Here is a 20,970-nt window from a genome sequence, read left to right as displayed (position 1 = left end):
GTTCGCTGGTATTTTTGCTTTTGCAAAACGATCCCGGCAAACGGGACGCTGCACCCGGACGACGGCGAAAACAGCATGTCCGGTGCACAGGGCCGACCCCCATATGTCGCCCTGTTTGGAGTGGTTGGTAGAAGACTGGAAACAATTATGAAATTCGAGACCAAAGGGCAAAGGTCATCATCGGTAACCGATCTGCTTTCCCCCGGCTCCATGCTGCGCGGTATGGTTTTCGGGATGTCGTTTGCTGTTGGGTTAACATTCGGTGTCGGTCAGGGCAGCGCCCAGTCGGTTGAAACCGAAACCACTGCACCGGCCACCATGCCGGTTGCCGAGCCGTCTGCGCAAAGCGACAGTGCGACTGGTCCCGATATGTCGGCACAATCAGCAGCACCCGGGGCGACAGCATCCGAAACAGCGGCTCCTGACGTGCCGCAACCCGAAGCAACGGCCGTTGATAAGGCTGTTGATCCGACCGTTGATCCCATTGTTGCCGAAAAGCCGGCAGCAGCACCGGCACCGGCGGGTGATGCCACCTCGGCGGTTGTTTTCATGTATCATCGGTTTGGCGAAGATGAATACCCGTCGACCAACATCAAGATCGACCAGTTCAAGGAACATATCGCCGAACTGACCAGTGGCGGATACACGGTTATGGGGCTGCCACAGATCGTCACGGCGATTGAAAATGGTGGCGGTTTGCCCGATCGTACCATCGGCATCACCATCGATGATGCCTATCGTTCTGTGTATGAACAGGCCTGGCCGATCTTCAAGGCCCACAATATGCCCTTTACGGTCTTTGTTTCGACCCAACAGATCGATGACGGCTTTTCCAATTACATGACCTGGGACATGGTGCGTGATCTGGTAAAGGCCGGGGTCACCATTGGGGGTCACAGCCAGCATCATTCCCACCTGCCTGATCTTGATATCGCCGCCGTCAAGGCCGAGCTGGATCATTCGGCCAAACGGTTCAAGGAAGAGCTTGGCTTTGTGCCTGATATCTTTGCCTATCCCTATGGCGAGGCAAATGCAGACGTCATCAGTGCGGTCAAGGAGGCCGGATACAAGGCCGCATTTGGTCAGCAAAGCGGTGCCATGAGCACGGAATCCGATTTCATGTATCTGCCGCGCTTTGCGCTGAACGAGCATTATGGCGCAATGGACCGCTTCAAATTGGCGGCAAATTCGTTGCCATTGCGGGTCAGCGACGTGACCCCGGGGGATTATACCCTGACACGCAATCCGCCTGCATTCGGCTTTACCCTTAAGGAGCCGACAGCCAATATTGCCTGTTATCCGTCCGATGGTGACGCAACCATGAGCCGCCTTGGCGATGAGCGCGTTGAAATTCGCCTTGATGGGCCGGTCGCATCGGGACGCTGGCGCATCAATTGCACGGCGATGGGCCCGGATTCCCGTTGGCAATGGTTCGGGATGCTTTACACCGTTCCGTGAAGCCTTTGATGCCGTTGCTTTTTGGGATTTCAAAGCACACAAAACACTACGCCGCGATCCTTTCCGGACCGCGGCGTTTGCCATTTCGGTTATGGGCGCTTGCGTCCCATAATGAGACAATGTAGGTTAACCACACTTTTAAACCGTAATTAATTGGTAATCACAGTGTCGGCAGGCAAGAATATCCTTCTGATCATTTCGGGCGGCATTGCGGCCTATAAGGTTCTTGAGGTGATCCGTCGGCTCAGAGACCGCGAAATCAATATCCGCGCCATCCTGACCAAGGGTGGCGAACAGTTCGTGACACCGTTGTCTGTGGCGGCATTGACGGAAAACAAGGTCTATCAGGATCTGTTTTCCCTGACCGACGAAGCCGAGATGGGCCATATCCGTCTGTCGCGTGAGGCCGACCTTGTTCTGGTCGCCCCGGCAAGTGCCGATATCCTTGCAAAAATGGCAACCGGACAGGCCGGTGATCTGGCGACAACCGCGCTGTTGGCAACCAACAAGCCGGTGATGATTGCGCCTGCCATGAATGTGGAAATGTGGAACCATCCGGCGACACAGGCCAATATCGCAACGCTTGAAAGCCGCGGTGTGATCCGGGTGGGGCCATCTGCCGGTGATCTTGCCTGTGGCGAAACCGGTTCGGGGCGTCTGGCCGAACCGGCCGAGATTATCGCAAGCGTGCTTGATTTCCTTGAAGACCAGTCTGCGCCCAAGCCGCTTGCCGGCAAAAAGGCGGTCGTGACCAGCGGCCCGACCCACGAGCCGATTGATCCGGTGCGCTACATCGCCAACCGGTCATCGGGCAAACAGGGCCATGCAATTGCCCAGGCACTTGCCAATGCCGGTGCGGATGTGACGCTGGTGTCCGGTCCTGTGACCCTGCCCGATCCGGTCGGGGTGACGGTTGTACGGGTTGAAACAGCGCGCGATATGCTTGCTGCGGTTCAAAATGCCCTGCCGGCGGATATTGCGGTTTGTGCCGCTGCTGTTGCTGACTGGCGTACTGCTGATGAAGCCGGTCAAAAGCTTAAAAAGGATGGCTCGGGGATTATTCCCGATCTTAAACTTGCGGAAAATCCCGACATCTTGGCAACCATCAGCCAGTCCGGGGCATCGCGCCCGGGGCTTGTGATCGGCTTTGCCGCAGAAACCGAAAAAGTCACCGAACATGCCCGTGCCAAGCGCGCGCGCAAGGGATGCGACTGGATTCTTGCCAATGATGTGGCGCCCGATACCGGGACCTTTGGCGGGGATCTGAACGAGGTCTTCCTGATTTCAGGGGATGATGCGGGCGCTGACGAACATTGGTCGCGCCAAAGCAAAACCGGCATCGCCGGGGCACTTTGTGCCCGGATCATCAAACATTTTTCCTGATGTGTCGCGGACACACGGATTGCAAGAACAAACCCGGTCTGATGACCGGGAAGAAGACAAGGATGGAATATGTCGGCTCTGAGTGTTGATTTGAAACAGCTTCCGCATGGGGCGGATTTGCCGTTGCCTGAATATGCCACTGCCCAGTCGGCGGCGGTCGATTTGCAGGCGGCAATTGACGGCAAGCTGGTTCTTGAACCTGGCAAGCGTGCGCTGGTTGAAACCGGTATTGCCATTGCCCTGCCCGCCGGGTTCGAAGCCCAGGTACGCCCGCGTTCGGGTTTGGCTGCCAAGAACGGTGTCACGGTTCTGAACAGCCCGGGCACGATCGATGCCGATTATCGCGGCGAGATCAAAGTTATCCTGATCAATCACGGCGACGTGGCGTTTGAAATTGAACGCGGCATGCGCATTGCCCAGCTTGTGGTTGCCCCGGTAACCCAGGTTTCCTGGCGTGCGGTGGATGATCTGGACGAGACTGCGCGCGGTGCGGGCGGGTTCGGATCGACCGGGACAGCAAGCCCGGTCAAATAAGTTTTTGCCATCAGATCGCAACGCGATCTGATGGTCACATGACGGTTATGGCGGGTGGTTGCCGTGACGGTCATGATTTTGGTTACGAGATTTGATTGCTCTGGCGAAACCAGGTTTGCATGCCGTCTGGGGGGATGGCCGAACCAAGAGGGGAGTAAGATGAAACGATGTTAAAGCTTTCAAAAAAGATGCTGTTTGCGATCGAGGCGGTCGTCGATATTGCCTATAACGCAGCAGGCGAACCGGTCCAAAGCCGCGATATCACCGCGCGTCAGGGAATCCCGAAGCGGTACCTTGAACAAACCCTTCAGCAGCTGGTGCGTGCCGATATTCTGGTTGGTGTGCGCGGCCCGCGGGGCGGGTATCGCCTGGCGCGTGAACGCCGTCGCATCACGCTTGCCGATATTGTTTCGGTCATCCGGTCGATGGAAACATCCGATGATCCGATCGAAGATCCGGCCGGATCGCCGCTGGGCAAGGAAGTCGTGCGTCCCCTTTGGCGGGAATTGCAGGACGAAATGATGAAACAGCTTGAAAAGATCACGGTCGAAGACCTGTGCAACCGGGCGCGCGATGCGGGCCTGCGCAGTGGCATCGAAGAGTCCCCGGATTTCATTATTTAGTCTTCTGGGCTGGTGGCGGAGTGATGTATCCTTATTCAACATGATTCCGCTGCAATTTGAATTAAACTACAGGCATCACGAATGCCGCAGGCACCATTGCTTGTAAAAATTTGCGCTATCCATTTGACCTTGTGGGATCGCAGGATAAATACAGGTAGATCATGTGCTTGATGGCAAAAATACAGAAACGTGCGAGGAAAACATGACTGAGTTTCGCGGCAAGATTTACGACAGCATCATCGACACCATTGGCGCAACGCCGCTGGTGCGCCTTTCGCGTCTGGCCGAAGCCGAAGGTGTCAAAGCCGACCTGATTGGCAAGCTTGAATTCTTCAACCCGCTGGCCTCGGTCAAGGACCGTATTGGTCTGGCGATGATTGAAACCGCCGAAAAAGCCGGCAAGATCAAGCCGGGCGCAACCCTGGTCGAGCCGACATCGGGCAATACCGGCATTGCGCTGGCCTTTGTTGCTGCTGCCAAGGGCTACAAGCTGATTTTGACCATGCCTGAAAGCATGTCGCTTGAACGTCGCAAGATGCTGATGCTTCTGGGCGCGCAGATCGACCTGACCCCGGCCGCCAAGGGCATGAAAGGCGCAGTTGCCCGCGCAGAGGAGCTGGTTGCCGAAATCGACGGCGCAATCATGCTTCAGCAGTTTGACAACCCGGCCAACCCGGAAGTTCACCGCAACACCACGGCTGAGGAAATCCTCAAGGATACCGCCGGTCAGGTTGATATCTTTGTTGCCGGCGTCGGTACGGGCGGGACGCTGACCGGTGTGGGTGAAGTGCTTAAAAAGCATAACCCCAACATCCAGATCGTTGCGGTCGAACCCGAAGACAGCCCGGTCATTTCCGGTGGCGCACCGGGCCCGCACAAAATTCAGGGTATCGGTGCCGGTTTCATTCCAGGCAACCTCAATACCGATGTGATTGATACCGTCATGACCATTGGCAACGAAACTGCGTTTGCGACTGCGCGCAAGCTTGCGGCCATCGAAGGCCTTCCGACCGGTATTTCGTCGGGTGCGGCGGTTGCCGCAGGTATCGAGCTTGGTCAGAAGCCGGAAAATGCCGGTAAACGCATCGTTGTGATCGTACCGAGCTTTGCGGAACGTTATCTGTCGACCGCGCTGTTCGAAGGCCTGCAATAAGCCTTGGTCAACAGTCCGGATATTCCGACGATCCGAGCAAAAGGTCCGGTGCATTGCGCCGGGCCTTTTTATGTGGCCCGATTTTATTGCGATATCGAAACTTATAAGGAGTGCGGCGGGCAAGATCAGCATTCCGATCGCATTTCGGTCCGGATTTCTCTTTGCCCGAACGGTGCATCACCCGGACAATTCGGTGGAAAATCAAATCTTTTCCTTGAGAGATCAGACCCGCAAGCTATATCCAGAAACCAGCACCCTTGTTCCGTTCTGACAGGAAACCCGCCCGCGTGAGTGATTTCGATTTCAGCGAAAATGAAGTACAGCGCTATGCCCGCCATATCGTCCTTAAGGATGTTGGCGGTACCGGCCAGATGAAGCTTAAGCGCGGGCGTGTCTTGATTGTCGGTGCCGGCGGGCTTGGCTCGCCACTTGCGATGTATCTGGCCGCCGCCGGGGTTGGGACCATCGGGATTGTTGATGCCGATACGGTGGAATTGTCCAATCTTCAACGCCAGATTGCGCATGGCATGAAGGATCTCGGAACCGCCAAGGTCGATAGTGCAAAATCGACCATGCTTGATATGAACCCGGAAATTACGGTTCATGCCCATAATGACCGCCTTGATGCATCCAATGTCATGGATCTGATTGCCGGTTATGACGTGATTGCCGACGGTTCGGACAATTTCGAGACGCGCTTTTTGCTTAACGATGCCTGCTATCTGGCGGGCAAGACGCTGGTATCGGGGGCGGCACTTCGTTTTGATGGTCAGGTATCGACCTTCAAGGCCCATCTGGGTGCGCCCAATCCGTGCTATCGCTGTATTTATCATGCCCCGCCGCCCGAAGATGCCATCCCGTCCTGTGCACAGGGGGGAGTTCTGGGATCGGTGGTTGGCATGATTGGCGGCATCCAGGCGACCGAGGTGCTCAAGGAATTGATGGGCATTGGTGACGGTCTTTCCGGGCAACTTTTAATCATCGATGCCCTGTCGGCATCGTTCCGCAAAATCCGGGTGCCGCGCGACCCCGGCTGCCCGACCTGTTCCGAAAATGCGACCATAAAGGATCTTTCAATCCATGAGTACTGAGACGGAAAGCCCGAAAAAACTGTCGCTGGTGATCTTTTCCGGCAGCTTTGAAAAGGTTCATTACGCACTCGTAATGGCGTCGGCGGCTTTGGCGACCGGGCGCGAAGTCACCCTGTTCTTTACCATGGATGCCAGTCGGGCGCTTTTGGCGCCATCGGGCTGGCGGCATTTGCGCACCGAGGCCGAAGGTGCGACGGCAACGTCGATCGATCTGAGCTTTTCCACCCGCGGTATTGGCAGTTTTGAAGAGCTTCTGTCGGCCTGTGCGTCGCTTGGCGCGAAATTCATGGTCTGCGAAATGGGGCTGCGCGCACTTGGTTTGGAAAACGAAGCCACCCGCGATGAGCTTTCCATCGAAACCGGCGGTGTTGTGACGTTCCTGAACGATGCCAAACAGAATGGCGAGATGCTGTTTATCTGATCTGCCATCCCGGTTGCCTGTTCGTTCCATTGCCGGGCCATGCAGCCCTAACTTGCCAGAAGTTTGATGCCAAGACCGGCAAGGCACAGCCCGACAGCCCGTTCGATCCAGGCCTTGATCGCGGCAATCCGGGCCTGCACGGCCGGAAGCGTAAGGGCAACCGCAACCAGCCCAAACCAGCCCATATGGCAGGCCGCAATATAGATGCCGTATCCGATTTCCTGAAGGATCGGGGTGCCAGGTGAAATCACCTGACTGAACAGCGATACGATAAACAGCATTGTTTTCGGATTAAGCGCATTGCAGGCAAAGCCGATCCAGAATGCATTGCGATCAGGGGCGTTCCTGTTTTGATCCGCGCCCGAAGCGGTGCTGACCATGTTAGCGCTAACACCCATTGCTTTCAGATGTTTACGCCGGGTCATCATGGCACGGATATCCGGCCACAGGGCCGACATGCCAAGCCAGATAAGATACGCCGCCCCAAGATAACGCAACGCTGTCAGCACCCAGACATTGCTGGCAAACAGCACGCCCAGACCGATCAGGGTATAGGTCAGGTGGACTGAAACTCCGCTTCCGATACCGATTGCACATAAAATGCCGGCCCGTCTGCCCCGTGACAGGGCGATGCGCGTGACCATGGCAAAGTCCGGCCCCGGGCTGATAACTGCCAGAATGGTGATGATGGCAACGGCAATGATTTCCATTGATGGCAGATGGGGGGAAATTTCCGGCATGGTCTGTGATCCTGAAAGCTGAAAGAAACCGATTGATCTGTGAGCTGATTGAGTATCAAACTGGACCCGTTGCCAGAAAATCGAAAAATTCCGGGAAATATTGTGAGTAATATTCACAAAAAACGCAGCCTGCCCCCATTGGCAGCCCTTCCGGCCTTTGAAGCCGCTGCCCGCCATCAAAGCTTTTCACGCGCAGCCGAAGAATTGCACCTGACCCACGGGGCCATCAGCCGGGCGGTGGCCCAGATCGAAGACCGCCTGGGCGTTGATCTGTTTGTGCGGCGTAACCGCCGGGTCTGGCTGACATCGGCGGGCGAGCGGTTGCTGAAGGCAACGACCGGGGCGCTGGACGGTCTTGATCAGGCGATCGAGGATATCCACCGCCACGCCGGAACGTCGCCGATCCTGACGGTGTCGTGCGAGCCAAGTCTTGCCATGCGCTGGCTGATGCCGCGTCTTGGTGATTTCCGGCAAGCCAATCCTGATTTGAATATCGATCTGCGCCTTGCCGGCGGGCCGGTTGATTTGCTTTCCGATGGCTGTGATGTGGCCATTCGCCGGGCCGATTACGGCATTTCCGAAGATTACGTCACCACCCGTCTTTGGGCCGAACTTGCGGGACCGGTATGTGATCCGGATTGCTGGGAAAACATCCTTGATCGCAATTTGTCAAAGGCACGCTGGCTGCATAGTCGCACCCGACCCGAGGCATGGGATGACTGGAAACGGGCCAGCGGGCTGGATGTGAGCCCGGCAAGCGAACAATATTTCGACCATTTCTTTTTTGCTCTTCAGGCAGCAGTCAACCGGCTGGGCACAGCGATTGGTCCGTTGCCGCTGGTTTGTGATGATCTGGCCGCCGGGCGGCTGATTGCCCCGCACGGGATGGCACCGACCGGATGCGATTATGTTCTGATCACGCTTGATCGGCCGGATCGTGACCCGCGCATTGCCCTGTTTTTTGACTGGCTGATGATGATGGCACAGGGGATGGAAAGCCATCTTGGTTCCGGGTCTGGGGTGCGAGAACCGGAACATTGATCGAATGTCGGGCGTTCTGGGAGTCCCTGAAACCTTAAAGGCGCCCAGCATGCTGACCGATCTGCCCTATTTCGCGACGGCCGAAAAATATTTCGATATCGGAATTATCGATATGGTGGCGCGTCTGTGTGCGGCCACGGTCATTGGCATGATGATCGGGCTTAACCGGGATGTGAATGGCAAGCCGACCGGGATGCGGACCCTGGCCCTTGTTGCATTGGGGGCGGCTGTGGTTTCAGTGGTGGCGGTTCATTTTCAGGACATGATTGATCATCCCGATGCCCTGTCACGTGTGGTTCAGGGCATTTTGCAGGGCGTCTTGACCGGGATCGGCTTTATCGGTGCCGGGGTAATCTTGCGTCAGCCCAAAAGCATGTCGGTTTCGGGCCTGACAACGGCGGCGACGGTCTGGATAACAGCCGCACTTGGTATTGCCTGCGCACTTGCGGCCTGGCATATCGTGGTGATTGCCACGGTGTTGACCTTTATCGTTCTGATCGTGCTTAAGCCGATCGAGGTGCTTCTGGTCCGGTTGATCGGGGCCGGGGATGCCGAAAACGGTGACAATCCCGAACATCGCAAGGCGCAGGGTTAAGGATCGGTGCCGGGCGTGATCGATCCCGGATTTGTATTGCAGGGGTTGTGGGTGGGCTAAAAGTCCTCACCCTCGCGGAAGGCAGCCAAATCATCAATCCGCCGATAGGGCAGCAAGGTTTGCAGCTGTTCGACGTCTGATCCGTTCATCAGATCGTGCAGATGGCGGGCAAGGACTTCGCCGACGTGACGCTGGGGCTGGTAATAATAGGCCAGCTTCTGTTTGGACAGCATGCGAAACGGCATCCCGCCAAACCCGACAACCCCGATGCCGTCGCGGATGGTATCCATACCAAGTTCCATCAAGGCTTCGAGTGCGCCGATCATGGTCATCTGACTGGCGCACACAATGGCGGTCGCATCATGCTGATCGCCAAAAAGCCGGTTGGTTGCGTCACGCGCAGCCCGCACCGAAACGTCCGAGGGCATCAGAACAAGGCTGTCGGGATCAAGCCCGGCATCGACCATGGCGCGGCGTGCGCCGCGTTTGCGATAACCAAAAAAGGTCAGGTTTTCGGGCGGATCGATCATGGCGATCTTGCGATGGCCGTCTTCGATCAGGCGCGTAATCGCATCATAAGCGGCCTGTTCATCATCGTGATCGACAAAGGCATGTGGCGTCAAAAGTTCTGTCCGGCCAAAACTGACGAATGGAAAATCATGCTGAAGGCAGTATTTGGCACGCTTGTCCTGAAGCGTGGTGCGTGAAAACACCACCGCATCGGCCATGCGCTGGGTATGGACCTTGCGCACTGGTTCAAGCGGATCTTCGGCACTGGTCTGGGCCAGCACCACTAGCGAATAATGATCGGCTTCAAGCCCCTGTGCCAGGCTTTCGACCTGGGCAAGGAAGCCCGGATCACCGTAATCGCCGACTTCGGGGGAATACAGGATCGAACAGACCTGCATGGTTTTGCCGGTGCGCAGCATGACGCCCCGTGCATCCGGGCGATAGCCGATTTCCGCTGCTGCTGCCTTGACCTTGGCGACCGTGTCGGGTTTGACCTCGGGTCCGTCTTTAAGGGCGCGCGACACAGTTGTAACCGACAGGCCAAGCCGGTCGGCAATCGTGCGCAAGTTGGGGCGAGAAGCAGGCATGTCAGGTCCGTTCTTATGTTCTTTCGGACAATGTAAGCGTCCGCAGCGTCCTATGGCAATGCGTTCTGTGCAATCACCTTGCGCATGAATTCATAGGATGCCTTCGGGGTGCGTTTTTGGGTGGTGTAATCGACATGGACAAGCCCGAACCGCTTTTCATAGCCATAAGCCCATTCGAAATTGTCCAGAAGCGACCAGGGCATGTATCCCTGCACATTGGCACCTTCGGAAACGGCACGCAAAAGCGCACCAAGATATTCGCGGTAATAGGAAATGCGATCCTGATCATCAATATAGCCGTTATGGCCCGGAATATCGGTAAAGGCACCCCCGTTTTCAGTGACGAAAACCGGCGGATTGCCGTAATTGTCCTGAAGGATTTTCATGGTGCGATAGAAGCAATCCCCGTCAATGGCCCAACCCATTTCCGTCCTGCGGAAATATTTTGGCGGTTCGGCATGCTGGAACGGCCATGCCTTGCCTTCGGCGGCCTGGATATAGCTTGGGAAATACTGGTTCAGCCCCTGAAAATCGACATCGGTTCGGATTGCTTCAAGGTCGCCTGCCCGGATATGGGGTTCCATCCGGTCCATGATCAGTTCCGGATAGTGCCCGTAATAAACCGGATCGAGAAACGCGCCATTCCACTTGGCTTCGAAAAGATCGATCAGATGGGCGTCCTGTTCGCGGCGATGGGGCAATGTGTATCCCTTGTGCATCGGCAAAACGAATCCGACCGGGGCCTTTGGATGGTGCTGTTTGATGATGCGGGTGGCGCGCGCATGACAAAGATTAAGATGATGGGTCACCCGCATGGCGGCACGCGGGTCGGTAATGCCCGGCGCATGGCGGCCTTCTTCGTGGCCGACCCAGGCCACCACATTGGGTTCATTGAATGTGACCCAGGCCTTGACCCGGTCACCCAGACGGCTGACCAGAAGGTCGGTATAGTCGCCAAACCAGTCGACAATATCGCGATTGGTCCAGCCGCCGCGATCCTGAAGCGCCTGCGGAAGGTCCCAGTGATACAGGCACAGCCACGGATCAATTCCGCGTTCAAGCATGCCATCAATCAGGCGGCTGTAAAAATCAATTCCGGCCTCGTTAACCCGGCCGGTACCATCGGGCAAAACCCGCGGCCACATGACAGAAAAGCGGTAATGTTGCGCGCCCAGCCCCTTGATCAGGTCAAGGTCTTCGGCCCAGCGATGATAATGGTCACAGGCAACACGACCATTGTCGCCATTGGCGACACGCCCCGGTGTGGCACAATAGGTGTCCCAGATGCTGTCGCCGCGTCCGTCATCATCTGCGCCGCCTTCGATCTGATAGCTTGAGGTGGAGACACCCCATCGAAACCCGTCGGGGAATGATTTCGTCATGTTTGCTTCCTTACCCTGATCGGATGTTCTTGTTGAATGCATCCAAAATCGTAACGTTTCGAAAATTTTGGCAAAAAAATATATTCGCCACCTGTTTTCCCTATTATCATTGGGTTTTGTTGATTGACAAGGGTGAATAAAGCGCTTATCAAAAAAATCGTAACGTTACGATTTTCCATTCAAGAAGAAGTCGGGCGTGAAGGTATCCATTAGGGAGGAACATCGGTTATGACGAAATTTTCCAAAGTCGCAGCCCTTGCGGCGTTTCTGAGCGCAGGTGTCTCTGCCGGTGCGCTTCATGCCCAGACCGCAGAGGTTCTGCATTGGTGGACATCGGGCAGCGAACAGGCCGCCCTTGCCGAGGTTCGCAAGGTGTTCGAGGCAAGCGGTGGCGAATGGGTTGATACCCCGATTGCCGGGGGTGGCAATGCCCGTGCGGCTGCGGTGAACCGGATGCTTGGTGGTGATCCGGCGGCTGTTTTCCAGTTCTCGATCGGTCAGCAATTGCGTGAATTGGCAGATCAGGGACTGCTTGCCAATGTCGATAAGGTCGCAAGCGAAGAAAACTGGGACCAAAAGCTGCCGCCGCTGATCGTCAAGGCAGCGAAATATGATGGTGACTACATCGCCGCCCCGATCAACATCCATGGCGAAAACTGGATGTTCTATAACAAGGCAGCCCTTGAAAAGGCCGGTGTGGACGTGCCTAAAAGCTGGGATGACTTTGTGGTCGCAGCCCAGAAGCTTAAAGATGCCGGTATTATTCCGATCGGTCTGGGCGGGCAACCCTGGCAGGAACGCATCATGTTCAACAGTGTGCTTCTGGGTGTTGCCGGTCGCGAGTTTTATGCCAAGCTTTACAGCACGCTTGATGATGATTTGCTGGATTCCGATACCATGCGCAAAGTGTTCGAAACCTTTGCCGCGCTTAAGCCCTTTGTCGATGAAGGAAGCCCGGGCCGCAACTGGAACGAGGCCACCAGCATGGTGATAAAGGGCGATGCTGCGTTCCAGTTCATGGGGGACTGGGCCAAGGGTGAAATCATTGCCGCCGGGATCGAGCCGGGAACCACGGTCGGATGCGCCTTCGCCCCGGCGATCGATACCGCCTATATCATGACCGTTGATGCCTTTGCCTTTTCGGCAATGGATGGCGAGGAAGCCACGCCTGCACAGGCCAAAATGGCGCATGTGATGCTTGAACCTGATGTGCAGATTGCCTTTAACAAGAAAAAGGGATCCATCCCGGCCCGTCTCGACGTGCCTGCCGACAGTTTTGACAGCTGTGCGCAGACTGCGATCAGGACCCTTCAGGACGAAAAGACCCACCTTGTCAGCACCGGACTTTTCGGTGTGCCAAGTGCGGTTTCGGGGGCAATTGATGACAGCATCTCGAATTTCTGGAACAGTACGGATATGAGCCCGGCAGAGGGCCAGGCGCAGTTCCATCAAGCGATCTCCAACGCCAAATAAGGCGATATTCCAGAGACTTTGCAGGGATGCGCCGCTGCGGGCCGCTTTGTGCGGTGGCAGCGGCGCCTTTACAAAGAAGCGAGTATGTTCATGCCCGATCCGGCACAAGACGTGTTGCATTATTCCGCGACACCGCAAGATGCGCATCAAAAAGGCAGGCGGCGCTGGCGTCCGCAATGGACCGCCAGAATGGCGCTGATCCCTGCCATGGCGATCACGATTTTCTGTTTTTACGGCTTTATCATCTGGACCTTTGTGATTTCGCTGACCCGGTCGCGATTGTTGCCGGTCTATAAATTCACCGGGTTTGATCAATATGGCCGGCTGTTTGCCAATGAACGCTGGTGGACAGCGATGCAGAATCTGGCGATTCACGGATTTCTGTTTATCGGCGGCTGTATCGTTTTTGGCTATTTGCTGGCGATTTTGATTGATCGCGGTGTGAAGGCAGAAGGCCTGTTTCGTACGGTTTTCATGCTGCCGCTTTCGATGTCATTCATTGTGACCGGTGTCATCTGGCAATGGGTGATGAATCCGGGGCTTGGTCTTCAGGAAGCGGTGCGTGCGCTGGGATGGGCCGGGTTTGAATTTAACTGGATCGTGCGCCCCGATCGGTCGATTTACACGCTTGCCATTGCCGGGATCTGGCAACAGGTCGGGTTGTGTATGGCGCTGTTTCTGGCCGGTCTGCGCAATATTGATCCCAATATCTGGAAGGCCGCGCGTGTCGACGGCATTCCGGTCTGGCGGGTCTATTTGCACATCATCACCCCGATGATGCGCACCGTGTTCTTCACGGTTTTCATCCTGATGAGTGCGATTGTCATGAAGGCTTTTGACCTTGTGGTCGCCCTGACCGGCGGTGGGCCGGGCTTTTCATCGGATCTTCCGGCCCGTTTCGTGGTCGACCATATCCTGAACCGGCAGGAATTGGGACTGGGGGCGGCGGGCGCATTTGTCCTGCTTTGCACGGTGATTGCCGTAATCGCGCCCTATATCTATTTCGAGCTGCAAAAAGAACGCAGCGGTCGGGGGCATTGAGGATGCGCTATAATCGTCTTGCCCTTTACGGATTGCTTTGCATCGCCGCAATCATGATCCTGTCGCCGGTTTTCATCATGATTTCGACATCGCTGAAATCGATGGATGAAATCCGCAATGGCAGCATCTTTACCCTGCCCGCCGATCCGGGTTTTGCCGCGTGGGGAAAGGCATGGTTTGGCGATTGTGCCAAGACGCTGGGGGACACTTGTGGTGGTCTGTCATTGTCATTCATGACGTCGGTCAAAATCGTTATTCCCGCGCTGTTTTTGTCAGTCGGGCTTGGGGCGATTACCGGTTATGCCCTTGCGGCCTGGAAGATGAAGGGTGCCAATGTGATGTTTGCGGCCCTTCTGGTCGGCATGTTCATTCCGCCACAGGTGACACTTTATCCCCTGATCATCATGATCCGGGAATTGGGGATATTTGGCACCATCCCGGGATTGATCCTTGTGCATGTGATCTGGGGTGTTGCCTTTACCACTATGATGTTTCGCAACTTTTTCAAAACCGTTCCCGAGGATTTGTTAAAGGCTGCCCGGATCGACGGGGCGGGATTCTGGCCGCTGTTCTGGCATGTGATGTTGCCCTTGTCGCTGCCGATCCTTGGTGTCGCGATGATTTTGCAATTTACCTATATCTGGAACGATTTCCTGCTGGGTCTGACATTTGGCGGGCGTGCGGGGCAGCCGATGACGGTTGCGCTTAACAACCTTGTCGGATCGCAATTCGGCGAGAAGGAATACAATGTTGATATGGCTGCAACCATGCTGACGGCTTTGCCGACACTTGCGGTTTATCTGCTTTCGGGGCGGATGTTTGTGCGCGGGATTGCTGCTGGTGCGGTGAAAGGGTAACGGGAATGAACGGCGTTGAACTTCGTAATGTAACCAAGGCCTATGCCGGTTTGACGGTGATGGAGAATATCAATCTTCAGATCGCCGACGGTGATTTCCTTGTTCTTCTGGGGCCGTCGGGATGTGGCAAATCGACCTTGCTGAACATGATTGCCGGGCTGGAGCCGACCACGGGTGGCAGCATTCATATCAATGGCCGGGATGTCACCGGGCTGGAACCTGATGAACGCGATATCGCGATGGTGTTTCAGTCCTATGCCCTGTATCCGACCATGTCGGTGCGCCGCAATATCGGCTTTGGATTGAAAATGCGGGGCATGGCCAAGGGCGAGATCGAAAAGCGGGTTGCCGAGGTTGGCGAGCTGTTGCAGATCACCCCGCTTCTGGATCGCAAGCCATCGCAGCTTTCCGGCGGGCAGCAACAGCGTGTGGCGATTGGGCGTGCGCTGGTGCGTGAGCCCTCTGTCTTCCTGTTTGACGAGCCGCTTTCAAACCTTGATGCCAAATTGCGTGCTGACATGCGGATTGAACTCAAACGTCTGCATGAACGGCTGGGCCGCACGATTGTTTATGTCACCCATGACCAGATCGAAGCCATGACACTGGCGACCAAGGTCGTGGTGCTTGATAAGGGCAGCATCCAGCAGGTTGATACCCCGGAAAACGTGTATCGGCGTCCGGCAAACCGCTTTGTCGCAAGTTTTGTCGGCGCGCCGACGATGAATTTCATTGATGGAAAGCTGACGCACGATGGCGATGATATCGTCTTTGACAGCGGTTCGGGGTGCCTGCCGCTGATCAATGTTCCGGCCGAAATTCGCGACCTGATCGGGCGCCCGATGACCCTGGGCGCGCGTCCCGAACATATGGTGTTTGATGATGCGGGTATTTCATCGCGCGTGCTTTTGGCCGAACCGACCGGGCCGGACCAATATGTCCGTCTTGCGGTTGCCGGGTCGGAACTGACAGCCCGCAGCGGGCCGGAACAGATTTTCAAATCGGGAAGTGATGCCCGAATTCTGGTCGACGGGGCGCGCATGACCCTGTTTGATCCGCAAAGCGGTCAGGCGCTTCTTGGGTCCTGACCGGGCCCGATGGGCCGGGGTTTTCCCGGAAATGCCACAGAATCCCTGGGCTGTTTCACGATTGCATCACGTGATGACAGCTTGCAGCGGCGGGGCAGAAATGCTCCGCCGTTTTGCATTGCCGGTTATAGTCATCAGCGGCGCATCATTGGCTGTGCCAGTGCGCTATCGGAAAATAGCGGGTATTTGCGCGCCGCATCGGGCAGCTGATAATGCCACCATTCATGATCGTAATATTCGAACCCGGCACTGACCATGATGCCCAGCAGCAGCAAACGGTTGGCTTCGGCTTGTTTGGAGATCAGTTCCGAGCCGTGATAGGAGCGGCTATGCATTTCGTCAAACCCTGCCCCCATATCCAGTTCCTTGCCGTTTTGATCAATCAGGGTTAGATCAATGGCCACACCACGACCATGTGGCGATCCGAAATCCGGATTGGCGACGAAATCGGGGTTTGGCGAATGGTTCCAAAGCGCGCGTTGGGCTTCCTGGGGCCGGAACGCATCAAGAATGCGCAGCTTTACCCCCTGACGTTTTGCCATGGCAGCGGCTTTTTTCAGGCAGGCGGCCGCATCCGCGTGAAGATAGCAGGCAGGTCGTGTATAGATTGGTGCCCCGGTGATATTCCGATCCGTGGCATAGACGATATCAATTTCGACATCATATTCTTGTGGCGTAATTTCGACCAGCGCCATCGCCGGAGGCTCCCTGTTCTTGTCGTTCACCGATTACATAAAGAAGATGCTGACTGGACAGTCGCGCTCATCAGATAGCGCAGAAAATGACGCATCGCAAACTTCCTCGCCAGATGCGCAAAAGTCCGGACCGACGATTCTGGCCATTGATACGGCCTCGACATCGCTTTCGACCGCGGTTCTGATCAATGGTGTGGTCAAGGGCGAGCTTTATGAAGATATGGAACGCGGTCAGGCCGAACATCTGATCGGATTCATTGGCGAAACCCTTGATAAGGCCGGTGTCACCTTTGACGATATTGATGGTATTGCGGTCACGGTCGGACCGGGTGCCTTTACCGGAATGCGGATCGGTCTTTCAACGGCACGCGCCCTTGGTCTGGCGCGCAAGATCCCGGTTGTTGGTGTCAGCTCGCTGGAAGCGGTGGCCTATGGCGTGTCCGAACGCGATCAGCAGGGGCGCAACATTCTGGTCGCCCTTGATAGCAAACGAAACGAGATTTTTGCCCAGGCATTTGATGGCAAGAAACGTCCATTGAGTTCACCGGAATGTGTCGCACCGCGCCAGGCGCTTATGATGGCGCCCCCGGGCGATACGCTTCTTGCCGGGGATGCGACCCCGCGTCTTCTGACGGCTGCGGCCCATGCGCCCGATGCGTTTTACGATTGTACCGCGCCCGGTTTGCCGCGCGCAGGCAATGTCGCCAGAATTGCTGCCGAACGATGGGAACGCGGTGAAAATCTGGCACCGGTTCCGATGTATCTGCGTGCGCCCGATGCGCGCCGCATCGAAGATCAGGGGCCGCGCAAAAAATAATGGCCCGGCAATCGTCCCATATCCCGGCAACGCAAATTGAGCTGGTCGCGCTGACGGCGGCCTTTGCGCCGGTTGCAGCAGCCCTGCATGCCGAAGGGTTCGAGGATTGCTGGGATGCCGATTCCATCATCCGGTTGCTTGATGTGCCCGGTGCCTTTGGCATTTTGGCCTATGCCCCCGGGGACGAGGCGGAAAACCGCGATGATGTGCCGCTGGGGTTTGTTCTGATCCAGTCAGTGCTTGATGAGGCCGAGATCAACACCATTGTTGTCGCCAAACAGGCCCGCAAATGCGGTGTCGCCCGTAAATTGCTGGCAGCGGTCAGCGACCGGTTGCGTCAAAACGGCATCGGGCGGCTGCTGCTTGAGGTCGCAGAAGACAATGCCCCGGCCATTGCCCTTTATCAGCAAACCGGATTTACCGAGATCGGTCGCCGCAAGAATTACTATCGCCGCAAATCGGGGCGGACATGTGATGCGCTGGTGATGGAACGCAGTCTTGGATATTGCGCGCTGGGCTGGGGCGAATAGACAAAATTGTTTTGGACGGCAAATCTATTTTGCCGTCATGCAGTTACGCAAGTTGGACGCATTTTAATCTGGTATATCCACATAAATAGTGTGGTTTTGCGCATCAACCTGTTGTAGTGTAAGCCTGCATTGGAACTGGCGGTTATGCTATGCCTTGCGGATGGTTAACCGGAAAGTACCAGGTGCATCGGCGATTTCGACCAGATCGATGACTTCGTCACCCATCTCGGTGACCGAGCGCGGAACGTTTTTAAGCGGTTCGCCCGCACCCAGGACGACTTCGAGAACCTGACCCGATGTCATGGTTTCAAGTTTCAGCCGGGTACGAACAAATGTCATCGGGCAGACATCGGATGTGATGTCGATTTTCTGGTCGGGGGTGCTGGTGGCCATGTCTGTCTCCGGGCTTGGTGCGCAAGTGTGAAGTAGCGCCCTTGTACGGTGGTGGCAAGTGGTCACGACCAGAAGCCGGTTTTTGGCGATTTCCGGTGCTTTGGCATTGAGGATCGCGGATTGACGAATTTATCGCGAATTGAACCTTGCGATATGTGGCGGATTTTTCAATATTTAGCCACAGAGAGTAGAGAGCCTAGGGGTAAGTCCTGGCTGGGGACAGGCGGAACCGGAAACGGAAACGAGATAAGACAATGCTTGCAGAATCAACCATCGAGCAGAAATGCGTCGACGCGGGCCTTAAAATGACGGGCCAACGCCGGGTTATCGCCCGTGTGCTGTCAGAGTCCGAAGATCACCCGGACGTAGAACTGGTCTATCGTCGGGCAACCGATATCGATCCCAAGATTTCGATCGCAACCGTGTATCGTACGGTTCGCCTTTTTGAAGAGGCGGATATTCTCGAGAAACATGATTTTGGCGACGGTCGCGCCCGTTACGAGGAGCTGACCGAGGAGCATCACGATCACCTGATCGATATGCGTTCAGGCAATGTGATCGAGTTTTCGAACGAGAAAATCGAAAAGCTTCAGGAAGAGATCGCCAAGGAACTCGGGTACAAACTGGTTGGTCATCGTCTTGAGCTTTATGGTGTTCCTTTGAAAGACGAAAAATAAGTCCGGTTTTCAACCGCACTGCTGATCGACGAAAATCAGGGCCACTTGCTCATTCGGGCAAGTGGCCTTCATATTTTTGTTACGCGTTCTTCACAAACCCTTCACTCGCCCTTCACGCAATTCACGCGCAAAATCCGGGCAGATGAACAAAAGGGTGTTGTCATGCGCGACGAAAGACAGCTTCAACGGCTTGAGGTCCGCCTTGCGGAAACCGAGGACGAGATTCTCGCCAGCCAGAAACTCCGCTACAAGGTATTTTACGAAGAACGCGGTGCGAAGCCGACCGCCGAAATGGCCGCGGCAAAACGCGACTTCGATCATTATGACCCGCTATGCGACCATCTTCTGGTGCTTGATCACAATCGCGGTGCCGGGGCGGATGCGGTTGTCGGGACCTATCGCCTGCTGCGCCAGTCGGTTGCCAACGAGCATGGCGGTTTTTACAGTGCCGATGAATATCATATCGAAAGCATGCTCAATGCGGTCAAGGAAACCGGTGAAATCATGGAACTTGGCCGTTCCTGCGTCGAAGCCGATTACCGCACGATGCCGACCCTTCAGCTTTTGTGGCAGGGTATTGCTGCCTATGTCTTCAAATACGACATCAAACTGATGTTTGGCTGCGCATCGTTCCATGGCACCGACCCGGATGCCTTCAAGGATGTTCTGACCTATCTGCATCACAACCACCTTGCCCCCGAAGACATGCGCCCGCGCGCGATCGAGGAACGTTACGAGCCGATGCTGCGTGCCGAGATCGACGGCATTGACCAGCGTCAGGCGCTGCGTGATCTTCCGCCACTGATCAAGGGATATCTGCGTCTTGGCGGTTTTGTCGGGGACGGGGCTGTGGTTGACCATCAGTTCAATACCACGGACATCTGCATTGTGTTACCGACGGAAAAGGTAACCGATCGCTATTACAAGCATTACGAACGGACCGCGAGGGTATCGTGAACTGCTATGTCTGCGCCGCAATCCGGCTGATTGCCTATGTGCTTCTGACTGTTGTGCTGCTGCCTGTTCAGGTGGTGGCGATTGCATGCCGGTTGCGTCTGGCAGATGAATTGCCGCGTTTCTATCACGCGCTTTGCCTGCGCATCCTTCATATCGAGGTTCGGGTATCGGGTGTTGATCTGATGGATGGGCCGGGCGTGATTGTGGCCAATCATGCGTCCTATCTTGATATTCCGGTTCTGGGTGCGCTGACCCATGGCAGTTTCATTGCCAAGACCGAAGTCGCCAGCTGGCCGGTTTTCGGCGTGCTGGCCAAGCTTTCACGCACGACATTTGTCGAACGTCGTGCGGTCCGCTCACGCGAACAGAACGAACAGCTGAGCGAACGTCTGCAAAACGGTGACAAGCTGATCCTGTTCCCGGAAGGCACAAGCAATGACGGCAACCGGGTGTTGCCGTTCAAGTCGACGCTTTTTGCATCGGCTGAACGGGCGATGCCCGATGGATCGCCGGTGAAATTCCAGCCGGTTTCAATTGCCGCGACCCGTCTTGATGGTGCCCCGATTGGCCGCGATTTGCGGGCATTCTATTCCTGGTACGGGGATATGGACTTGGCCCCGCATTTGTGGCAGTTTCTCGCGCTCGGCAAGGTGACGGTCGAGATCGTTGTCCATGCGCCGGTCACGCTGGCGGATGCAGCCGGATCGCGCAAGGAACTTGCCCGGATTTGCGAAGCCCGTGTTGCCGAAGGACATCAGGCAGCGTTGCGTGGCTTGCATCAGGGGGTTCCGGTCCAGTTGATCGACAGCGGTCTGTCCGGGGAACTGATCGGGCGGTCGCCTCTGGCAATCATTTCCGAGGATTTTCGACTGTTTGGTCCCGATCGACAGTTCGGCTCCTGATCGTTTTGCCGTATAATGCACCGGT

23 protein-coding genes are annotated in these 20,970 nt (G+C 56.0%); 18 read left to right on the top strand and 5 right to left on the bottom strand.

Annotated features, from left to right (window positions below; genetic code table 11):
* The first annotated feature begins 147 nt into the window (after positions 1 to 147).
* From M9H61_RS13905 to M9H61_RS13875, 7 genes are all read left to right on the top strand, one after another.
* Complete coding sequence (locus tag M9H61_RS13905) at positions 148 to 1,458, top strand: polysaccharide deacetylase family protein (protein ID WP_250281078.1); 1,311 nt, start codon at positions 148 to 150, stop codon at positions 1,456 to 1,458.
* A gap of 165 nt (positions 1,459 to 1,623) precedes the next feature.
* Entirely contained in the window at positions 1,624 to 2,841 is a 1,218-nt protein-coding gene (gene coaBC / locus M9H61_RS13900) for a bifunctional phosphopantothenoylcysteine decarboxylase/phosphopantothenate--cysteine ligase CoaBC (RefSeq protein ID WP_250281076.1), read from the top strand.
* A 69-nt stretch (positions 2,842 to 2,910) separates the two neighbouring features.
* The gene (dut, locus tag M9H61_RS13895; protein ID WP_101246738.1) at positions 2,911 to 3,375 is read left to right on the top strand and encodes a dUTP diphosphatase; all 465 of its coding nucleotides are present in this window, start codon (positions 2,911 to 2,913) and stop codon (positions 3,373 to 3,375) included.
* A 167-nt stretch (positions 3,376 to 3,542) separates the two neighbouring features.
* On the top strand, positions 3,543 to 3,998 hold the full coding sequence (locus M9H61_RS13890; protein ID WP_008888834.1) for an Rrf2 family transcriptional regulator: 456 nt from the start codon (positions 3,543 to 3,545) through the stop codon (positions 3,996 to 3,998).
* A 202-nt stretch (positions 3,999 to 4,200) separates the two neighbouring features.
* Positions 4,201 to 5,151: a cysteine synthase A gene (gene cysK, locus M9H61_RS13885; RefSeq protein ID WP_250281075.1), complete on the top strand. Its 951-nt coding sequence runs from the start codon at positions 4,201 to 4,203 to the stop codon at positions 5,149 to 5,151.
* A 287-nt stretch (positions 5,152 to 5,438) separates the two neighbouring features.
* Positions 5,439 to 6,242 (top strand): molybdopterin-synthase adenylyltransferase MoeB, encoded by an 804-nt coding sequence (locus M9H61_RS13880; RefSeq protein WP_250281072.1) that lies wholly within the window; start codon positions 5,439 to 5,441, stop codon positions 6,240 to 6,242.
* Positions 6,232 to 6,663 carry a DsrE/DsrF/DrsH-like family protein gene (locus tag M9H61_RS13875; protein ID WP_206926438.1) on the top strand — a complete coding sequence of 144 codons (432 nt, stop codon included), beginning with the start codon at positions 6,232 to 6,234 and terminating at the stop codon, positions 6,661 to 6,663. The genes M9H61_RS13880 and M9H61_RS13875 overlap by 11 nt, the downstream gene beginning before the upstream one ends.
* A 47-nt stretch (positions 6,664 to 6,710) precedes the next feature.
* Here the strand turns inward: M9H61_RS13875 and M9H61_RS13870 are convergent, their stop codons facing one another.
* Complete coding sequence (locus M9H61_RS13870) at positions 6,711 to 7,403, bottom strand: LysE family translocator (protein WP_250281071.1); 693 nt, start codon at positions 7,401 to 7,403, stop codon at positions 6,711 to 6,713.
* Positions 7,404 to 7,505: 102 nt separating this feature from the next.
* Between M9H61_RS13870 and M9H61_RS13865 the strand changes: the two genes are divergently transcribed.
* Positions 7,506 to 8,444, top strand: coding sequence for a LysR substrate-binding domain-containing protein (locus M9H61_RS13865; protein ID WP_250281069.1), 939 nt, complete (start codon positions 7,506 to 7,508; stop codon positions 8,442 to 8,444).
* Positions 8,445 to 8,493: 49 nt separating this feature from the next.
* Positions 8,494 to 9,039, top strand: coding sequence for an MgtC/SapB family protein (locus M9H61_RS13860; protein WP_101246743.1), 546 nt, complete (start codon positions 8,494 to 8,496; stop codon positions 9,037 to 9,039).
* 56 nt (positions 9,040 to 9,095) lie between these two features.
* Here the strand turns inward: M9H61_RS13860 and M9H61_RS13855 are convergent, their stop codons facing one another.
* Together M9H61_RS13855 and M9H61_RS13850 are read right to left on the bottom strand one after the other, a co-directional pair.
* The gene (locus tag M9H61_RS13855; RefSeq protein ID WP_101246744.1) at positions 9,096 to 10,136 is read right to left on the bottom strand and encodes a LacI family DNA-binding transcriptional regulator; all 1,041 of its coding nucleotides are present in this window, start codon (positions 10,134 to 10,136) and stop codon (positions 9,096 to 9,098) included.
* Positions 10,137 to 10,186: 50 nt separating this feature from the next.
* Complete coding sequence (locus M9H61_RS13850; RefSeq protein ID WP_250281067.1) at positions 10,187 to 11,518, bottom strand: GH1 family beta-glucosidase; 1,332 nt, start codon at positions 11,516 to 11,518, stop codon at positions 10,187 to 10,189.
* 228 nt (positions 11,519 to 11,746) lie between these two features.
* Between M9H61_RS13850 and M9H61_RS13845 the strand changes: the two genes are divergently transcribed.
* The 4 genes from M9H61_RS13845 to M9H61_RS13830 all read left to right on the top strand — a co-directional run bounded on the left by M9H61_RS13845 (position 11,747) and on the right by M9H61_RS13830 (position 15,974).
* A complete protein-coding gene (locus M9H61_RS13845) occupies positions 11,747 to 12,991 on the top strand; it encodes an ABC transporter substrate-binding protein (RefSeq protein WP_250281065.1) in 1,245 nt (414 codons plus the stop codon).
* 84 nt (positions 12,992 to 13,075) lie between these two features.
* The gene (locus M9H61_RS13840) at positions 13,076 to 14,032 is read left to right on the top strand and encodes a carbohydrate ABC transporter permease (protein ID WP_228194920.1); all 957 of its coding nucleotides are present in this window, start codon (positions 13,076 to 13,078) and stop codon (positions 14,030 to 14,032) included.
* A gap of 2 nt (positions 14,033 to 14,034) precedes the next feature.
* Complete coding sequence (locus M9H61_RS13835; RefSeq protein WP_250281062.1) at positions 14,035 to 14,889, top strand: carbohydrate ABC transporter permease; 855 nt, start codon at positions 14,035 to 14,037, stop codon at positions 14,887 to 14,889.
* Positions 14,890 to 14,894: 5 nt separating this feature from the next.
* Positions 14,895 to 15,974 (top strand): ABC transporter ATP-binding protein, encoded by a 1,080-nt coding sequence (locus tag M9H61_RS13830; RefSeq protein ID WP_101246747.1) that lies wholly within the window; start codon positions 14,895 to 14,897, stop codon positions 15,972 to 15,974.
* 134 nt (positions 15,975 to 16,108) lie between these two features.
* On the opposite strand, the gene ddpX is transcribed toward M9H61_RS13830, so the two are convergent.
* On the bottom strand, positions 16,109 to 16,669 hold the full coding sequence (ddpX, locus tag M9H61_RS13825; protein WP_101246748.1) for a D-alanyl-D-alanine dipeptidase: 561 nt from the start codon (positions 16,667 to 16,669) through the stop codon (positions 16,109 to 16,111).
* Positions 16,670 to 16,715: 46 nt separating this feature from the next.
* Here ddpX and tsaB point away from each other — a divergent pair, with 46 nt between their 5' ends.
* Positions 16,716 to 17,486, top strand: coding sequence for a tRNA (adenosine(37)-N6)-threonylcarbamoyltransferase complex dimerization subunit type 1 TsaB (gene tsaB / locus M9H61_RS13820; protein ID WP_242512670.1), 771 nt, complete (start codon positions 16,716 to 16,718; stop codon positions 17,484 to 17,486).
* Complete coding sequence (locus M9H61_RS13815; RefSeq protein ID WP_250281060.1) at positions 17,486 to 18,016, top strand: GNAT family N-acetyltransferase; 531 nt, start codon at positions 17,486 to 17,488, stop codon at positions 18,014 to 18,016. Before tsaB ends, M9H61_RS13815 begins: the two co-directional genes overlap by 1 nt.
* Positions 18,017 to 18,163: 147 nt before the next feature.
* Here the strand turns inward: M9H61_RS13815 and M9H61_RS13810 are convergent, their stop codons facing one another.
* Positions 18,164 to 18,409 (bottom strand): sulfurtransferase TusA family protein, encoded by a 246-nt coding sequence (locus tag M9H61_RS13810; protein WP_206926431.1) that lies wholly within the window; start codon positions 18,407 to 18,409, stop codon positions 18,164 to 18,166.
* Between the two features lie 254 nt (positions 18,410 to 18,663).
* Here M9H61_RS13810 and M9H61_RS13805 point away from each other — a divergent pair, with 254 nt between their 5' ends.
* The 3 genes from M9H61_RS13805 to M9H61_RS13795 all read left to right on the top strand — a co-directional run bounded on the left by M9H61_RS13805 (position 18,664) and on the right by M9H61_RS13795 (position 20,945).
* Positions 18,664 to 19,086: a Fur family transcriptional regulator gene (locus M9H61_RS13805; RefSeq protein ID WP_101246752.1), complete on the top strand. Its 423-nt coding sequence runs from the start codon at positions 18,664 to 18,666 to the stop codon at positions 19,084 to 19,086.
* Between the two features lie 162 nt (positions 19,087 to 19,248).
* Positions 19,249 to 20,043 carry a GNAT family N-acetyltransferase gene (locus M9H61_RS13800; protein WP_101247028.1) on the top strand — a complete coding sequence of 265 codons (795 nt, stop codon included), beginning with the start codon at positions 19,249 to 19,251 and terminating at the stop codon, positions 20,041 to 20,043.
* Positions 20,040 to 20,945 (top strand): 1-acyl-sn-glycerol-3-phosphate acyltransferase, encoded by a 906-nt coding sequence (locus tag M9H61_RS13795; RefSeq protein ID WP_101246753.1) that lies wholly within the window; start codon positions 20,040 to 20,042, stop codon positions 20,943 to 20,945. Before M9H61_RS13800 ends, M9H61_RS13795 begins: the two co-directional genes overlap by 4 nt.
* Positions 20,946 to 20,970 lie beyond the last annotated feature (25 nt).

The sequence above is a fragment of the Thalassospira sp. GO-4 genome, assembly GCF_023588965.1.
Lineage (GTDB): Bacteria > Pseudomonadota > Alphaproteobacteria > Rhodospirillales > Thalassospiraceae > Thalassospira > Thalassospira povalilytica.
The sequence above is the reverse complement of the archived record's forward strand: the minus strand, read 5'-3'. Positions and strand labels throughout refer to the sequence as shown.

Bases quoted from the DNA above. Each gene is read 5' to 3' on its own strand.
- M9H61_RS13905 (WP_250281078.1), top strand. From the start codon at position 148: ATGAAATTCGAGACCAAAGGGCAAAGGTCATCATCGGTAACCGATCTG.
- dut (WP_101246738.1), top strand. From the start codon at position 2,911: ATGTCGGCTCTGAGTGTTGATTTGAAACAGCTTCCGCATGGGGCGGAT.
- M9H61_RS13890 (WP_008888834.1), top strand. From the start codon at position 3,543: ATGTTAAAGCTTTCAAAAAAGATGCTGTTTGCGATCGAGGCGGTCGTC.
- cysK (WP_250281075.1), top strand. From the start codon at position 4,201: ATGACTGAGTTTCGCGGCAAGATTTACGACAGCATCATCGACACCATT.
- M9H61_RS13875 (WP_206926438.1), top strand. From the start codon at position 6,232: ATGAGTACTGAGACGGAAAGCCCGAAAAAACTGTCGCTGGTGATCTTT.
- M9H61_RS13870 (WP_250281071.1), bottom strand. From the start codon at position 7,403: ATGCCGGAAATTTCCCCCCATCTGCCATCAATGGAAATCATTGCCGTT.
- M9H61_RS13860 (WP_101246743.1), top strand. From the start codon at position 8,494: ATGCTGACCGATCTGCCCTATTTCGCGACGGCCGAAAAATATTTCGAT.
- M9H61_RS13855 (WP_101246744.1), bottom strand. From the start codon at position 10,136: ATGCCTGCTTCTCGCCCCAACTTGCGCACGATTGCCGACCGGCTTGGC.
- M9H61_RS13850 (WP_250281067.1), bottom strand. From the start codon at position 11,518: ATGACGAAATCATTCCCCGACGGGTTTCGATGGGGTGTCTCCACCTCA.
- M9H61_RS13845 (WP_250281065.1), top strand. From the start codon at position 11,747: ATGACGAAATTTTCCAAAGTCGCAGCCCTTGCGGCGTTTCTGAGCGCA.
- M9H61_RS13840 (WP_228194920.1), top strand. From the start codon at position 13,076: ATGTTCATGCCCGATCCGGCACAAGACGTGTTGCATTATTCCGCGACA.
- M9H61_RS13835 (WP_250281062.1), top strand. From the start codon at position 14,035: ATGCGCTATAATCGTCTTGCCCTTTACGGATTGCTTTGCATCGCCGCA.
- M9H61_RS13830 (WP_101246747.1), top strand. From the start codon at position 14,895: ATGAACGGCGTTGAACTTCGTAATGTAACCAAGGCCTATGCCGGTTTG.
- ddpX (WP_101246748.1), bottom strand. From the start codon at position 16,669: ATGGCGCTGGTCGAAATTACGCCACAAGAATATGATGTCGAAATTGAT.
- tsaB (WP_242512670.1), top strand. From the start codon at position 16,716: ATGCTGACTGGACAGTCGCGCTCATCAGATAGCGCAGAAAATGACGCA.
- M9H61_RS13815 (WP_250281060.1), top strand. From the start codon at position 17,486: ATGGCCCGGCAATCGTCCCATATCCCGGCAACGCAAATTGAGCTGGTC.
- M9H61_RS13810 (WP_206926431.1), bottom strand. From the start codon at position 18,409: ATGGCCACCAGCACCCCCGACCAGAAAATCGACATCACATCCGATGTC.
- M9H61_RS13805 (WP_101246752.1), top strand. From the start codon at position 18,664: ATGCTTGCAGAATCAACCATCGAGCAGAAATGCGTCGACGCGGGCCTT.
- M9H61_RS13800 (WP_101247028.1), top strand. From the start codon at position 19,249: ATGCGCGACGAAAGACAGCTTCAACGGCTTGAGGTCCGCCTTGCGGAA.